We start from the raw sequence: 14,917 nt of genomic DNA, 5'->3' as shown, positions 1-14,917 counted from the left end.
TAGGCAGCCCCGCTCAGCGGGGCAACGCGCGCGAAGCGGTCCCGCCGCTCAGCAGCACCCGCGGGGGCGCCTCGACCACACCGCGCCGGACCAGCCACGCCACGGTCGCCGCCGTGTCCTCCGGCCGCTCCCTCGGGTCGTGCCGCCGCAGCGCCGCCGACACCTCGCCCACCGGCCTGCCGTCCAGCTCCCGCCACGTCCGCACCTCCCGCTCCGAGACCTCGACGTCGAGGCCCCTGCCGATCAGCGCCCACCCGTGGCGCAGCCGGACGGGGGTGGAGAACGGGTTGCTCCGGGGGCCGTCGCCGCCGACGTGCTCCGGCGGCGCCGGGAGTTCGCGCAGCTCGGCGGCCCACCCCTCGACCGCGCACCACGCCAGCAGCAGCCCGGTGGCGCGCAGGCGCTCCTCGACCACCTCACGCGCCGACCCGCCGAACGGCGGGACCTGCCGCGAGAGGCGCGACACGAGGTCGCACCACGGCGCGGTCACCCGGTTGCGGCTCAGCCTGCGGACCAGCGGGGCGCCGTCCGCGCGGACCTGGCCCGCGCCCGCCAGCGCGGCTTCGCAGGCCGATTCCAGTGCTTCGGTGGAGGCGATGGCCGCGCTCACGTCGTCGCGGGCCAGCACCGCGGCGTGCGCGTCCACGGTCCGGGCCGTGGACTCCGCGCCGTGGTGGAGCACAGCGATCCTGCGCGCCGTCGTCTGCGGTTCCGTCATGCTCCCCGCACGTCCGCCGCCGCGATCCGGTTCACCCGTTCGCGGAACTCGCGGGAATTCGGGTGCGGCCGGAGGTAGGGTGGGGACCGGCGTGCGTGAGCAGACGTGAGGCTGGAGCCACTCCCCGGCAACCGGGTGGCAGATCCGCCGCGGGGTAGAGGTACCCCTGCTCATCGAGTACCACCTGTCAGCAGACCGACGCACGAGTGCGCGCGTCCTACTTCGCCGAGCCGGGCGGTGCGAGCGGGAGCCCACCGTGTCACGCACGTCCCTCACCGACCAGTTGGTCGACCTCCGCCGGGTGTACACCGGCGAGAACCTGTCCCAGGCGGTGCCCGCGATCAAGGCCGCGCTGTCCGCGTTCACCGCGGACGACCGCGACCGCGTCGTGGACGCGCTGCGGGGCCGGGCCGAACTCCCCGAGCGGCTGCGCGGGGAACTGCTGCCCGAGGCGCTGTCCACGCCGCAGCGGGAACTGGAGTCCGCCCTGCTGCGCGTCGCCTCCGACGCCGCCGCCCACTTGCAGCTCCGCCCACCCGCGAGCATGCTTCGCCCGGCGCACGCCCTCCGCGCGGTCGAGCCGTTCGCCGTGCCGCGCGTGCACCTGGCGGACCACGCGCTCGGCCCGCTGCTCTACGAACTCCTGCCCCGCCTGGAGGAGACGTGGGTGGCGGGCTTGGCGGGCCTGCGCGTCCGCAAGCACCCGCGCGCGGTCGAGTTGCACGTGCTGGACGACCCGGACGCGCGGATCGTGCTCGCGGGCGTCGACGCCGCGGCGTGGGACACCGCCATGAAGTACGTCCACCGGCTGCTGGCCGACCGCGGTCTCACCTCCGTGTTCGTCGAGGGCGATCTGACCGAGCCGGAACGGGCGCACCTGGCCGAACACGGCCGCACGCCGGGTCCCGCGGGCCTGGGCAGCTCCCTGCTGCGCCGCGTCCACCTGTTCGCCGACGCCCCCTGGCTGCGGTCCTGGTCGCAGGGCGCGCAGTGGTGGCTGGAGTGGCCCGCGGGCCTCGGCCTGGTCCGGGTGGCCGATCGGCTGTCCCACGGCGTGTTCGGCCTGCCCGGCGCGGTCGAGGCGCCCGCTTCGGCGGGTGGTCTTGGCCTGTCGGTCGGCGCGGACCTGTTGTTCCTGCGCGAGGTGGAGGGTCCCGATCCGGCGAACGAGGAGGCGTTGGCCTCGTTCGAGTGGCCGGACGGCGTGACGGGCTGGGCGGCGATCATGTAGTGGTCGCGCGGGGGACGCGGGGCCTGTGTGCCTTGCGTCCCACGCGGTCCACGCCGCGAGTCCGTTGTGGACCGAGCGGTTCGGGTGCCGTGTTCACCCGTCCGGTGGTGGCCGAGAGCGACACGTGAAGCTCGCTCGTGTCCGCGATCACGGCAGTTCGCGATGGTGGGGCCCTTCGGCGTCGGTAGACTGCCCACGACCAGCCGCGACCGCGACCGGTCAGGCAAGACCGTCAGGAGGACCCCGGTGACCCAACCGGCCGAGGCCCACCCCGCGCCACGCCGCGTGCTCGTCGCGGAGGACGAAGCGCTGATCCGCCTCGATCTCGTCGAGATGCTGCGAGAAGAGGGCTACGAGGTCGCCGGTGAGGCGGCCGACGGTGACGAGGCGATCAAGCTCGCCACCGAACTGCGCCCCGACCTCGTGATCCTCGACGTCAAGATGCCCAAGGTCGACGGCATCGAGGCGGCGTCCGCCATCGCGGGCGGCCGCATCGCCGCCGTGGTGATACTGACCGCCTTCAGCCAGCGGGAGCTGGTCGAGCGCGCCCGTGACGCGGGCGCCATGGCGTACCTCGTCAAGCCGTTCGCCAAGCGCGACCTGGTGCCCGCCATCGAGCTGGCCATGAGCCGCTTCGCCGAGTTGCAGGCGCTGGAGAACGAGGTCGCGGGCCTGACCGACCGCCTGGAGACCCGCAAGGTCGTGGAGCGCGCCAAGGGCCTGCTGATGAGCAAGCAGAACCTGTCGGAGCCAGAGGCTTTCCGGTGGGTGCAGAGGACGGCGATGGACCGTCGCACGACCATGAAGGCGGTCGCCGAAGCCGTCATCGAAAATTTCGGCTGAGTTACCCGATCGGGTAAGGGGTTCGTTCTCCTGAGCTAAGGATCTCACTCATTGTTGGTGACTGGTTGCACGTGCCCTGTGACCAGCGGCAATTTGATGCCGATTTAAGACTGTTAACGGTTCGCTATTGTGACGCGACTACCGTCACAATGTGGACACAGAGCAGTAGGACCACCTGTTCACAGAACACATCTGAAGCTACGTTCCTGCCCTAACCCAGCCCCTGTGTCGGGGGCTCCGCCTACCGGCGGTTGGTTGGTTCATGGGAGGTAACCGGTGTCAGGAGCGCGACTCGGACGAGTACTCGTGCTAGCGACGGCAGCGTCGTTGGTTCTGAGTGCTTGTGCCGGCGGTACCAGCTCGTCGGGCGGGGGGGACGCAAGCACCATCAAGATCGGGTTCATGGGTGACCTCACCGGTGAGAACTCCGGAATCGTGATCCCGCCGAACAACGGCGCGAAGCTCGCGATCGACGAGTACAACGCCAAGAGCCCCAAGGTCAAGATCGAGCTCAAGGACTACGACAGCCAGGGCAAGCCGGAGCAGGCCACGTCGCTGATCGCGACCGCCGTCGGCTCCGACAAGATCGCCGCCCTCATCGGCCCGGCCTTCTCCGGTGAGTCGAAGGCCATCGGCGGCGTGCTGGAGCAGAGCAAGATCCCGAGCGTCTCGCCGTCGGCGACGAACCCGGGCCTGGCCAAGAACGGCTGGAAGTACTGGCACCGCGTGGTGGCGAACGACGACGACCAGGGCCCCGGCATCGCCGAGTTCCTCGTCAAGGCGAAGTCCCCGAAGAAGGTCTTCGTCCTGTCCGACGACCAGGAGTACTCGGTCGGCCTCGCGGAGGCCTTCACGAAGTCCTTCACGGCCGCGGGTGTGGCCGTCGAGACCGACAAGTTCGCCAAGGACGCCTCGGACTACTCGTCCACCGTGGCCAAGGTGAAGTCGTCCAACCCGGACATCGTCGCCTTCGGCGGCTACTACGCCCAGGGCGGCCGTCTGCTCAAGCAGCTCCGCGACGGTGGCGTGACCGCGACGTTCGCGACCGGTGACGGTTCGCTCGACGCCCAGCTCATCACCGGTGCGGGTACCGCCGCGGCCGAGGGCGCCGTCATCGGCTGCCCGTGCGCCATCACCACCGAGGGCGACCAGAAGGACTTCGCCACCAGGTACAAGGCGAAGTTCAACGTCGACCCGGCGATCTACGCGTCCGAGGGCTACGACGCCGCGACCGCGTACATCAAGGCGATCGAGGCTGGCAACACCACCTCGGAGAAGATCAACGAGTTCCTGAAGACCGCGGACTTCAAGGGCATCACGAAGCAGATGAAGTTCAAGGAGAACGGCGAGCCCGACTCGAACGCGATCTTCGTCTACCAGGTCGTCGGCGGCAAGATCAAGCTGCTCGGCCCGGCCGCGGAGGCGAAGCTGGGCAGTTGATGCCGGCGGAGCAGGAATAGCACGACGCGGGGGAGCGGGGGCGCTGGCACACCAGCGCTCCCGCTCCCCGCCACTGTGGCGAAGAATCCTCGCCCCGTCTCGTAAGGCATCCCAGTCATGCTTCAAGAACTGCAAAACCAGTTCCTGACCAGCACCGTAGGTGGACTGGTCATCGGCTCCATCTACGCGCTCGTCGCACTCGGCTACACCATGGTCTACGGCGTCCTGCGGCTGATCAACTTCGCGCACTCCGAGATCTTCATGATCGGCACGTTCGCGTCGCTCGTCACCCTCACGGCCATCGCCCCGACCGCCCCGCTCGGCGGCGTCGCGATGATCGGCGTGATGGCGCTGATCGTCCTCATCTCCGCCGCCGTCTCCGGTGGCGCGGCGATGCTCCTGGAGCTCATCGCCTACCGGCCGCTGCGCAAGAAGGGCGCGACCAGGCTGGCCGCGCTGATCTCCGCGATCGGCGCGTCGCTGTTCCTCCAGGAGCTGTTCGGCCTGGAGGTCATCAACTGGCTGACCGGCAAGCCCGGTCGCAACCAGCAGTCGGCTCCCAGGTTCGTCGACCGCGACACGCTCTTCACCATCGGCAACGCGAACGTCCGCACCGACCACGTGCTGGTCATCGTGGGCGCGGTCATCGTGATGGTCATCCTCGACCAGTTCGTGAGCCGGACGAAGCTCGGCCGCGGCATCCGGGCGACCGCGCAGGACCCCGAGGCCGCGGTGCTGATGGGCGTCAGCATCGACAACATCGTGCGGGTCACGTTCCTGCTCGGTGGCGCGATGGCGGGCGTCGCCGCCGCGTTCTACGTGATGGAGATCGAGAACACCGACTACCGCGTCGGGTTCGTGCTCGGCATCAAGGCGTTCACCGCTGCCGTGCTCGGTGGTATCGGCAACCTGCGAGGTGCCCTGATGGGCGGCATCGTGCTCGGCCTGGTCGAGAACTGGGGTGCGATCTTCCTGGGATCCCAGTGGAAGGACGTCATCGCGTTCGTGATCCTGGTCGCGGTGCTGATGTTCCGTCCCACCGGCATTCTCGGTGAATCCCTCCAGAGGGCACGAGCATGAAAGGCGACGGAGTGACTGCAAAGCGAAATGCATTCCACCCGGTCGACCGCGCACGCGATTGGTGGGCCGACGCCCCGCAGTGGCAGCGCTACACCGTGTACCTCGCGGCGATCGTGTTCGCGCTGATCCTCCCGGCGCCGTGGATCGGTTCGTTCATGTCCCCGGAATCGGACTGGACGACCGTTCTGTTCTACCCGATCGGCACGTACATCCTGCTGGCCGTCGGCCTGAACATCGTGGTCGGCCAGGCGGGAATGCTCGACCTCGGGTTCGTCGCCTTCTTCGCGATCGGCGGCTACACCCTCGCGTACTTCGGCACCAAGCACGGCCTGACGTTCTGGGCCACGCTGGTGATGGGCATCGTGCTGGCGGCGGTCTCCGGCGTCATCCTCGGCGCGCCGACGCTGCGGCTGCGGGGCGACTACCTCGCGATCGTGACGCTCGGCTTCGGTGAGATCGTCCGGATCACCGCGAACAACACCGACGAGATCGGTGGCGCTCGCGGCATCACGAACGTCCCCCACCCCGAGCCGCTGTTCGGCATGGAGTTCCTGCTCGACCCGGCGCCGTACTACTACCTGATCGTCGCGGCCATCGCGCTGGTCATCGTGTTCTCGGTCCGGCTCCACAAGAGCCGCGTCGGCCGCGCGTGGGCCGCGATCCGCGAGGACGAGGACGCCGCCGAGCTCATGGGCGTGCCGACGTTCAAGTTCAAGCTGCTCGCGTTCGCGATCGGCGCGATGATCGGTGGCCTCGCCGGGGCCATCTACGCCAGCAAGGCGATCTTCATCGAGCCGAACTCGTTCCCGTTCATCCTGTCCGCGACGATCCTCGCCGCGGTCGTGCTGGGCGGTGCGGGCAACCTGCCGGGTGTCATCCTCGGCGCGTTCGTGATCGCCTGGCTGCCGGAGCGGTTCCGCTTCCTGGCCGAGTACCGGATCCTCCTGTTCGGCGCCGTGCTCGTGCTGATGATGGCGCTGCGTCCGGAGGGCCTGCTGCCGTCGCGTCAGCGCAAGGCCGAACTCCACGAGGGAACGGGTGGCATGGGCACCCTTGCCGCCGAGGTTCCCGGCCCGGACTCCGACGACACGTCCGCGGAGGTGGGCAGCAAGTGACTACCCCAGTGCTCGAACTCGACAACGTGACCATGCGCTTCGGCGGCGTGACCGCGTTGAAGGAAGCGAAGATCTCCATCAACAGCGGGGAGATCTTCGCCCTGATCGGCCCGAACGGCGCCGGCAAGACCACGGTGTTCAACGTGGTCACCGGCGTCTACGCGCCGACCGAGGGCGAGGTGCGCTTCAACGGTGAGCGCATCGACGGCCAGAAGCGGTTCAAGGTCACCAAGAAGGGCATCGCCCGCACGTTCCAGAACATCCGCCTGTTCCACAACATGACGGCGCTGGAGAACGTGATGGTGGGCGCCGACGCGCACCACAAGACCGGTGCGATCGGCGCGACCCTCGGCCTCCCCTGGCACCGCAAGGAGGAGAAGCGCGGCCGCGAGGTCGCGCGCGAGCTGCTCGACTTCGTCGGCATCTCCGCGCGGATGACCGAGACCGCGAAGAACCTCCCGTACGGCGACCAGCGCAGGCTGGAGATCGCACGGGCCCTGGCGACGGACCCGAAGCTGCTGCTGCTCGACGAGCCCGCCGCGGGCATGAACCCGGCGGAGAAGATCGCGTTGCAGGAGCTGATCCGCAAGATCCGCGACGACGGCCGCACTGTGCTGCTGATCGAGCACGACATGAGCCTGGTCATGCACGTCAGCGACCGGCTCGCCGTGCTCGACTTCGGTCAGCTCATCGCGGAGGGGCTTCCGCACGAGGTGCAGAACAACCCGAAGGTCATCGAGGCGTACCTGGGAGTGGCAGAAGATGCTTCTTGAGGTCAAGGACATCAACGTCCACTACGGGAAGATCGCTGCCCTCAAGGGGATCAGCATCGAGGTCAACGAGGGCGAGATCGTGTCGCTCATCGGGGCCAACGGCGCGGGCAAGACGACCACGCTGAAGACGATCTCGGGTCTGCGCCCGCTCTCCAGCGGCCAGATCCTGTTCGACGGCGAGGACATCTCCAAGACCCCCGGCCACAAGCGGGTGCAGCTCGGCATCGGGCAGTCCCCGGAAGGCCGCGGGGTGTTCCCCGGCATGACCGTGCAGGAGAACCTCCTCATGGGCGCCTACACCCGCAAGGGTGATCTCTCGGGCGACCTCGAAGAGGTGTACGAGCTGTTCCCGCGCCTGAACGAGCGCAAGACGCAGTTCGGCGGCACGATGTCCGGCGGCGAGCAACAGATGATCGCCATCGGCCGCGCGCTGATGACCAAGCCGAAGGTCCTGCTCCTCGACGAGCCGTCGATGGGGCTGGCCCCGATGCTGATCGCGCAGATCTTCACCATCATCAAGGAGATCAACTCGCGCGGCACCACGGTGCTGCTGGTCGAGCAGAACGCCCAGCAGGCGCTCAAGCTGTCCGACCGCGCCTACGTGCTCGAGACCGGCCGCGTCGTCAAGAGCGCGCCCGGCGTCGAGCTGCTGAACGACCCCGGTGTCCGGGCCGCCTACCTCGGTGGCGAGCTCGGCCACTGAGCCGTTCCGGGCCAGACCCGCGAGGGCCGTCGGAGCACCCGCTCCGGCGGCCCTCGCGGCGTCCGGTCACGGATTCAGGTCGATCTCCGGACCGGTCAGGTCCTCCTGGTCCATCAGCGTCGGCCCGCCGAACACCCGCAGCTTCGCTGGCTTCGCGTCGTCCGGGATGTCGAAGTAGACGTCGTGCTCCAGCTTCACGGTGAACCCGAGCTCCACCTTGTCCGGCTGGCGCTTGATGGACATGGCCTGGACGTCCGTCGCGTGCTCCCGGCCCGCCGAGTCGATCAGCACCGGCCGCCGCGCGTCGTACAGGACGGTGCTGCGCCCGTTGCTCGTGACCAGCAGCCGGACCCGCACGTACTGGCCCTTCGCCTGCCACTCCGCGTGGCTGCCGATGACCATGTCCATACCGCTGGTGAGGCCAAGCGCCACGAACGACGTGTCGCCGTCGGTCACGGCGGGCAGGTGCAGGACGGTCTCGTCGGCGCGGGCCGTCTCGGGCGGCGGCGAGTACGTCCTCGGGGACGGCGGCGGAGCCGGGTCGTTCGCGGTGCAGGCGGTCAGGACGACCACCGCGGTCAGACCGGTGGCGAGGGCGCGTCGCGGATCCACCCCGCCAGTGTCGCAGCCGCGAGCCCGTGCCGGGGCCTTCGACCAGCGACCTCCCGGCCGTGTGGCAGCCTGGTCGGGTGAACCACCTGATGCCCGCCGGGTTGGTGCGGGGCGCCGACCTGCTCGTCGACCAGTGGCCCGCGATGGCGTTCGAAGGCGTGGTCCAGGGGTTCGTCTACGCCCTGCTGGCCCTGGCCTGCACCCGTGCGGCGGGCCGGGTCGACGTCGGCCAGGTGGCGGGGTTCTCGCTCGGTGTGTTCGCCGCCTACGCGGTGTTCTGGCTCCTCGGGTTCCGGCCGGGCCCGACCCCCGACGTGGCGGCGGCGCTGGTACCGGTCCACCTCGGTGTCGCGCTGGCGGCGGCCGTCGTGGTCGCCACGGCGGTCTCGGCCGCCGTGGGCTTCCGGTGGTCCGCGCCGCTCGGCGTCGGCGTGGTCGCCGTCGTGCAGCTCGGCCTCTGGCTGCTGCGGGGGCCGACGGCCGAGCCGCAGATCAGGGTGTTCCGGCCGCGCGAGCTGCTACCCGGTGTCGACAGCGTCCAGGTCACCGTGGTCGTGCTGGCCGCGGCGGCCATCGCGGGGTCGATCGCCGCCACCCGCCGCGGGGTGCCGCCGGTGGTCGTGAGCGGCGTGCTGTCCGGGTTGGCCGCCCTGCTGTACCTGGTCAAGGTGCCCGGCGCCGCCTGGTACCTGACCGGGATCTCGGTCGGCCTGTACGCGGTGACGGCCGCGCTCCTGGGCCGCACCCCGCGCGGCGTGGTGGTGGCGGCGATCCTGCTCGGCCTGCTGGAACTGCTCTTCGAGACCGTCGTCGGACCGCGCTGGTGGCTGCCGTTCGCCGCGTTCCTGCTGGTCGCGGCTCTCGGCTTCCGGCTGCTGCTGGCGCGACGCCGTCGGCGCCGCGCCGTCGCCGACTAGGACTTGGGCTCACCCGGAGGGCGTTCGCGCAGGATGCACGTCAGCCGCGCGGTGCACACGGCCTTGCCGTCCTCGTCGCTCACCGCGATCTGGAACGTCGCCGTGGTCCGTCCGACGTGCAGCGGCGTGCACACCCCCGTCACCAGACCCTCGCGGGCGGCCCGGTGGTGCGTGCAGGACAGCTCCAGCCCGAGCGCGACCCGGTCCGGCGCCGCGTGCATCGCCGCCGCGACCGACCCCAGCGTCTCCGCCAGCGACGCCGTGGCGCCGCCGTGCAGCAGGCCGTAGGGCTGCCGGTTGCCCGCGACGGGCATCGTCCCGACGAGCCGATCGCGATCCCATCGGGTGACTTCGATGCCCAGTTTGGTGGTGAGCTGTTCGACGGCCAGGTCCAGGTCGATGCCGGGGACCTGGTCGGGCGTGGGCGGTACGTGGGTGGTCACCGGCTACCTCCGGTCGGTGCGGAACTGTCGGTGCTCCACCCTAGACTCGGGCCGTGAGCACTTCCGACGCACCGCGCCTGCTGCTGATCGACGGCCACTCGATGGCGTACAGGGCCTTCTTCGCGCTGCCCAAGGAGAACTTCTCCACCAACACCGGGCAGACGACGAACGCCGTGTACGGGTTCACCTCGATGCTCATCAACCTGCTGCGCGACGAGGCCCCGACGCACGTGGCGGTGATGTTCGACGTCTCGCGCAAGACGTTCCGCTCGGAGGCGTTCGCCGACTACAAGGCGAACCGCAGCAAGTCGCCGGACGAGTTCAAGGGCCAGGTCAGCCTGATCCAGGACGTGCTCGCCACGCTGTCGATCAAGACCATGGCGAAGGACAACTTCGAGGCTGACGACCTGATCGCGACGATCACCACGCAGGCGGTCGCGGAGGGCTTCAAGGTCGCGATCTGCACCGGCGACCGGGACGCGTTGCAGCTCGTCAACGACTCGGTGACCGTGCTGTACCCGGTCAAGGGCGTGTCCGAGATGGCCCGGTTCACGCCCGAGTTGGTGCTGGAGAAGTACGGCGTCACGCCGGAGCAGTACCCGGACTTCGCGGCGCTGCGCGGCGACCCGTCGGACAACCTGCCGAAGATCCCCGGCGTCGGCGAGAAGACGATCACCAAGTGGATCCAGCAGTTCGGGTCCCTCAACGGGCTGATCGACCGGGTCGACGAGGTGAGGGGCAGGGCCGGTGAGGCGCTGCGGGACAACATCACCAACGTGATGCTGAACCGCCACCTGACCGAGCTGGTGCGCGACGTCGAGCTGCCGCTCCGGCCGCACGACCTGGAGAAGAAGGACTGGGACCGCGAGGCGGTGCACCGCCTGTTCGACGAGCTGGAGTTCCGCGTCCTGCGGGACCGGCTGTTCGCCACCCTGCCGTCGGAGGAACCCGAGGTCGAGGACGGGTTCGAGGTCAACGGCGGCGCGGTCCCGGTCGGGCTGCTCGGCGGGTGGCTGGACGAGTACGCGCGCGGGTCGCGGGTCGGGGTGGCGTTCCGGGTCGCGGCAGGCGACCTGGAGGGGATCGCGTTCGCGACGGCCACCGGGGACGGCGGGTACGTCGAGGTCACGTCACTCGACGAGGCCGACGAGAAGGCGCTGGCGGCCTGGCTGGCCGACCCGTCGGTGCTGAAGGCAGGGCACGACCTGAAGCTGCCGCTGCGGGCGCTGCGGGCGCGCGGGTGGCGGCTCCGCGGGCTGACCAGCGACACCGGCCTGGCCGCCTACCTGGTGCGGCCGGGGCAGCGGTCGTTCGCGCTCGACGACCTGGCCATCCGGTACCTGCACCGCGAGCTGCGGGCCGAGGAGACGTCGGACGGGCAGTTGTCGCTGCTGGCAGACGAGGAGGAAGAGCTCCAGAAGACCGCCACGGGAGCGATCATCCGCGCTCGGGCCGTCGCCGAGCTGGCGGACGCGCTGGACGAGCAGCTCGTGGAGATCCACGGCACGCGGTTGCTGGCCGAGCTGGAACTGCCGCTGATGGCCGTGCTGGACGAGGTCGAGGCGGTGGGGATCGCGATCGACTCCACGCACCTCGCCGAGCTGGAGGCGCACTTCGCGGCCGGGGTGAAGCAGGCCGCGCAGGACGCGTACGCGGTGATCGGCAAGGAGATCAACCTGGGGTCTCCGAAGCAGTTGCAGGTCGTGCTGTTCGACGAGCTGGACATGCCGAAGACGAAGAAGACGAAGACCGGGTACACGACGGACGCCGAAGCCCTCCAGGACCTGCTGGAGAAGACCGAGCACCCGTTCCTCCAGCACCTGATGGCGCACCGGGACGTCACGCGGTTGAAGTCCACTGTGGACGGGCTGCTGAAGGCCGTCGCCGACGACGGGCGGATCCACACGACGTTCCACCAGACGATCGCCGCCACCGGACGGCTGTCGTCCACCGACCCCAACCTCCAGAACATCCCGATCCGGACCGAGGAGGGGCGGCGGATCCGCGAGGCGTTCGTGGTCGGCGACGGGTACTCGGAGCTGATGACCGCCGACTACTCGCAGATCGAGATGCGGCTGATGGCGCACCTGTCGGAGGACGCCGGGCTGATCGAGGCGTTCAACTCCGGGGAGGACCTGCACACGTACGTGGCCTCGAAGGCGTTCTCGGTGCCGACGTCCGAGGTGTCCGGCGAGATGCGGCGGCGGGTCAAGGCGATGTCGTACGGGTTGGCGTACGGGCTGTCGGTGTACGGGCTGGCCCAGCAGTTGCGCATCCCGGCCGAAGAGGCGCGCGAGCAGATGGACGCGTACTTCTCGCGGTTCGGCGGGGTGCGGGAGTACCTCCAGAAGATCGTGGTGCAGGCGTCGAAGGACGGGTACACGGAGACGATCCTGGGGCGGCGGCGGTACCTGCCCGACCTGAACAGCGACAACCGGCAGCGGCGGGAGATGGCTGAGCGGATGGCGTTGAACGCGCCCATCCAGGGGTCGGCCGCGGACATCATCAAGGTGGCGATGCTCGGGGTCCACCGGGCGTTGGAAGCGGCCGGGTTGCGCACGCGGATGCTGTTGCAGGTGCACGACGAGTTGGTGCTGGAGGTGGCCGAGGGGGAGAAGGCCGCTGTGGAGGCGCTGGTTCGGGAGGAGATGGGGAAGGCGTACTCGTTGTCGGTGCCGTTGGAGGTGTCGATCGGGTATGGGCGGTCTTGGGACGCCGCTGCGCATTAGTGCGGGTGCGGGTTGGGGGCGGGTTCTGTAGGGCCTGTGGGGGTGGGGGTCGGGTGGGTCTGTGGGGGTGGGCTCGCCCCGATTTTTGATTGTTTCGATGGCTCGTTCGGTTTGTCAAGGCGGGAAAGATGCCTTGACAAACCGAACGAGCCACGAACTGCGCTGGGGATCGGGGGCAGGGTGGGGGCTGGGCTCGCCCTGCGGGCGTTGCCCCGCCCTTCGGGCGGGGAAAGACTGTGGGCCCGGGTGGGTGGGGGGCGGGTTTTCGGGCGGTGCGGGCTTGGCGCAGTTGCGACTTGGCGTGGTTGTGCCGGCGGTTGAGTAGTGACTGGGGGTGGTGGTCTCTGGAGGCTGTGGCCATGTACCGGAACTCTTGGAAGCTGGCCTCGCTCGCGGTGGCTGTGGGTGTTGTGCTCGGGACCGCTGTGCCCGCCTCGGCTGGGTCGGTGGACGTTGAGTCTGTTGGGCGGCAGTGGGTGTCGATGGGGCCCAATGCCGGTGGTGGGGATCTTGCGTTCACGCGGGCCAAGCCGTCGCGGTTGTACGTGTTGACCGTTACCGGGCGGAACGTTTATCGGACCGATGATCGTGGCAAGACCTGGTTGGCGCCCGTGGTGTTGGACCTGCCCGCTGCTGCTGGGCGGCAGATCGCGGCTGATCCGCGGGATCCGAACCTGGTTTACGTGGCCGCTGCTCCCCAAGGGGGTGAGCGTGGTTTTGTGTTGCGCAGTCGGGATGGTGGGCGGTCGTTCCAGTCGGTGTTCGAGACGCCTGGTGGGTTCACTAGCGTTGTGGTGTCGCGTAGTGGGCAGGCGGTGTTCGTTGCTGGTGACGAAGGCGTTTACCTGAGCACCGATCGTGGGGCGCACTGGAAGTTGCTCGCGGGGTCGCCGAAGGGGGTGCGGCAGCTCGGGTTGGATGATCGGGACCTGTACATCGGTACGGGGGCCGGGGTGCACATCATCGAGAACGCCACCTCCAAGCCGGAGAAGGCGCGGAAGTTGGCGGTTGACCTTGCCGTGGACTCGTTGTCCGTGGGAGAGCGGGTCGTGGTGGCGGCTGGGATCTTCAGCGGTGCGGTGTTGTCCACCGACCGCGGTCGGACCTGGCGTGCTGTCAGCGGGTCGTGGGGGAAGAAGGACGCTGTTCCGTACATCGGGGTCGGGCCCTCGGGTGACGTGCAGGTGCAGACGATCGAGGGGTCGCCGGACGGTAGCGGTGCCAAGAACCTGTGGGTGAGCAAGGACCTCGGGCGTACCTGGAAGGCGAAGCCCGCGTTCGACAAGGTCGACGTGTACAGCGAGGTCGGCAGTTTCCCGGATCGGCCGGACGTGCAGGTCGTCGCGGCGTCCGCCGGGATCTTCACGACCCGCGACTCCGTCGACTTCCAGCGGATCGGGGTGCCGGACACGTCGGTGAACGCGTTGGCCGTCGCGGGGTCCGCGCTGCTGGCGGGTACGCCGACCGGGAGCTACCGGTCCACCGCGCCGCTGGGTCGTGAACTCGGTGCGGGCTATCAGGACTGGGGCTGGACGGGCAAGATCCCGCACACCGTCGGCAACACCGTGAACGCGCTGGAAACGTTGCCCGGCAAGGGGAACGACGTGCTGCGGGCGCGGAACGCCTACTGCCCCGGCGAGTGCTTCTTCATCGAGAAGTCCGGTGACAATGGGCGGACGTGGAGCGGGCTGGCGTCGTTCCCCGGCAACTCGCACTCGGTGGTGGCCGACCCGAAGGACCCGAGCCGGGTCTACACCGGCGCGTACCTCGCGCCCGCGCTGTACGTGAGCACGGACGGCGCCACCAGCTTCACGCCGTTGCACGACACCGAGCTGTCCGGCGTGAACGGGCTCGCGATCGACCCGACCCGGCCTTCCGGGGTGTGGATCGCGGACGTGAGCGGCCTGTACCTGAGCACCGGTGCCGACCTGCCGCTGGCGAAGGCGTTCGACGGGCGGGTCGAGGCCGTGGCGGTCGACCCGAAGAACCCCTCGCACGTGGTCGCCGTCGGCCAGGGGCTGCTGAAGGTCAGCTACGACGCCGGGAAGTCGTTCGCCGACGGCGTGGGCTTGCCCGAGGTGTTCTACACGTCGGTGGTGTTCTCCCGTGACGGCGCGCTGTACGCCGGGTCGCGCGACTACTACGTGGCGGGCACGGGAGTGCTGCGCAGCACGGACGGCGGCAAGAGCTGGAAGGTGCTGCCGAACCAGCCCGCCGACCACGAGGTGCGGTCGGTGCTCGTCTCGCCGGACGGCGCGTGGCTGTTCGCGGGCACGATGGCCAGCGGGGTGCACCGGCTCGCGCTGCGCTGAC

Annotated in this window: 13 protein-coding genes; 10 read left to right on the top strand and 3 right to left on the bottom strand. The window is 69.5% G+C overall.

The genetic code is table 11. From position 1 onward, the window contains the following. Positions 1-13: 13 nt before the first annotated feature. Positions 14-718, bottom strand: coding sequence for a hypothetical protein (locus NZH93_RS14960; RefSeq protein ID WP_259623666.1), 705 nt, complete (start codon positions 716-718; stop codon positions 14-16). Positions 719-974: 256 nt separating this feature from the next. Here NZH93_RS14960 and NZH93_RS14955 point away from each other — a divergent pair, with 256 nt between their 5' ends. The 7 genes from NZH93_RS14955 to NZH93_RS14925 all read left to right on the top strand — a co-directional run bounded on the left by NZH93_RS14955 (position 975) and on the right by NZH93_RS14925 (position 7,903). Next, the gene (locus tag NZH93_RS14955) at positions 975-1,949 is read left to right on the top strand and encodes a hypothetical protein (protein ID WP_259623665.1); all 975 of its coding nucleotides are present in this window, start codon (positions 975-977) and stop codon (positions 1,947-1,949) included. A 246-nt stretch (positions 1,950-2,195) separates the two neighbouring features. Then, positions 2,196-2,792 (top strand): ANTAR domain-containing response regulator, encoded by a 597-nt coding sequence (locus tag NZH93_RS14950; RefSeq protein WP_259623664.1) that lies wholly within the window; start codon positions 2,196-2,198, stop codon positions 2,790-2,792. A 276-nt stretch (positions 2,793-3,068) separates the two neighbouring features. Continuing rightward, positions 3,069-4,232, top strand: a complete 1,164-nt coding sequence (locus tag NZH93_RS14945) for a branched-chain amino acid ABC transporter substrate-binding protein (protein WP_259623663.1) — start codon at positions 3,069-3,071, stop codon at positions 4,230-4,232. A 117-nt stretch (positions 4,233-4,349) separates the two neighbouring features. Further along, positions 4,350-5,312 (top strand): branched-chain amino acid ABC transporter permease, encoded by a 963-nt coding sequence (locus NZH93_RS14940; protein WP_259623662.1) that lies wholly within the window; start codon positions 4,350-4,352, stop codon positions 5,310-5,312. Then, positions 5,309-6,427, top strand: a complete 1,119-nt coding sequence (locus NZH93_RS14935; RefSeq protein ID WP_276023443.1) for a branched-chain amino acid ABC transporter permease — start codon at positions 5,309-5,311, stop codon at positions 6,425-6,427. Before NZH93_RS14940 ends, NZH93_RS14935 begins: the two co-directional genes overlap by 4 nt. A gap of 32 nt (positions 6,428-6,459) precedes the next feature. Further along, positions 6,460-7,200 carry an ABC transporter ATP-binding protein gene (locus tag NZH93_RS14930; RefSeq protein ID WP_259623907.1) on the top strand — a complete coding sequence of 247 codons (741 nt, stop codon included), beginning with the start codon at positions 6,460-6,462 and terminating at the stop codon, positions 7,198-7,200. Further along, the gene (locus NZH93_RS14925; protein WP_259623660.1) at positions 7,190-7,903 is read left to right on the top strand and encodes an ABC transporter ATP-binding protein; all 714 of its coding nucleotides are present in this window, start codon (positions 7,190-7,192) and stop codon (positions 7,901-7,903) included. The genes NZH93_RS14930 and NZH93_RS14925 overlap by 11 nt, the downstream gene beginning before the upstream one ends. 66 nt (positions 7,904-7,969) lie before the next feature. On the opposite strand, the gene NZH93_RS14920 is transcribed toward NZH93_RS14925, so the two are convergent. Further along, a complete protein-coding gene (locus NZH93_RS14920; RefSeq protein WP_259623659.1) occupies positions 7,970-8,515 on the bottom strand; it encodes a DUF4352 domain-containing protein in 546 nt (181 codons plus the stop codon). Between the two features lie 77 nt (positions 8,516-8,592). Between NZH93_RS14920 and NZH93_RS14915 the strand changes: the two genes are divergently transcribed. Continuing rightward, entirely contained in the window at positions 8,593-9,432 is an 840-nt protein-coding gene (locus NZH93_RS14915; RefSeq protein ID WP_259623658.1) for an ABC transporter permease subunit, read from the top strand. Here the strand turns inward: NZH93_RS14915 and NZH93_RS14910 are convergent. Further along, the gene (locus NZH93_RS14910; protein ID WP_259623657.1) at positions 9,429-9,875 is read right to left on the bottom strand and encodes a PaaI family thioesterase; all 447 of its coding nucleotides are present in this window, start codon (positions 9,873-9,875) and stop codon (positions 9,429-9,431) included. The genes NZH93_RS14915 and NZH93_RS14910 overlap by 4 nt on opposite strands. Positions 9,876-9,928: 53 nt before the next feature. On the opposite strand from NZH93_RS14910, the gene polA reads away from it, so the two are divergent. Both polA and NZH93_RS14900 read left to right on the top strand, forming a co-directional pair. Beyond that, positions 9,929-12,604, top strand: coding sequence for a DNA polymerase I (gene polA, locus NZH93_RS14905; protein WP_259623656.1), 2,676 nt, complete (start codon positions 9,929-9,931; stop codon positions 12,602-12,604). An 815-nt stretch (positions 12,605-13,419) separates the two neighbouring features. After that, positions 13,420-14,916 (top strand): beta propeller repeat protein, encoded by a 1,497-nt coding sequence (locus NZH93_RS14900; RefSeq protein ID WP_259623655.1) that lies wholly within the window; start codon positions 13,420-13,422, stop codon positions 14,914-14,916. Position 14,917 lies beyond the last annotated feature (1 nt).

Source organism: Umezawaea endophytica, from assembly GCF_025061645.1.
In the GTDB taxonomy this organism is placed as follows: Bacteria; Actinomycetota; Actinomycetes; order Mycobacteriales; family Pseudonocardiaceae; genus Umezawaea; species Umezawaea endophytica.
This window is presented reverse-complemented; position numbering and strand designations above follow the sequence as displayed.

What these genes read in the sequence shown, in the direction of transcription:
- NZH93_RS14930 (WP_259623907.1), top strand. Translation starts at nt 6,460, where the DNA reads ATGCGCTTCGGCGGCGTGACCGCGTTGAAGGAAGCGAAGATCTCCATC.
- NZH93_RS14940 (WP_259623662.1), top strand. Translation starts at nt 4,350, where the DNA reads ATGCTTCAAGAACTGCAAAACCAGTTCCTGACCAGCACCGTAGGTGGA.
- NZH93_RS14960 (WP_259623666.1), bottom strand. Translation starts at nt 718, where the DNA reads ATGACGGAACCGCAGACGACGGCGCGCAGGATCGCTGTGCTCCACCAC.
- NZH93_RS14925 (WP_259623660.1), top strand. Translation starts at nt 7,190, where the DNA reads ATGCTTCTTGAGGTCAAGGACATCAACGTCCACTACGGGAAGATCGCT.
- NZH93_RS14935 (WP_276023443.1), top strand. Translation starts at nt 5,309, where the DNA reads ATGAAAGGCGACGGAGTGACTGCAAAGCGAAATGCATTCCACCCGGTC.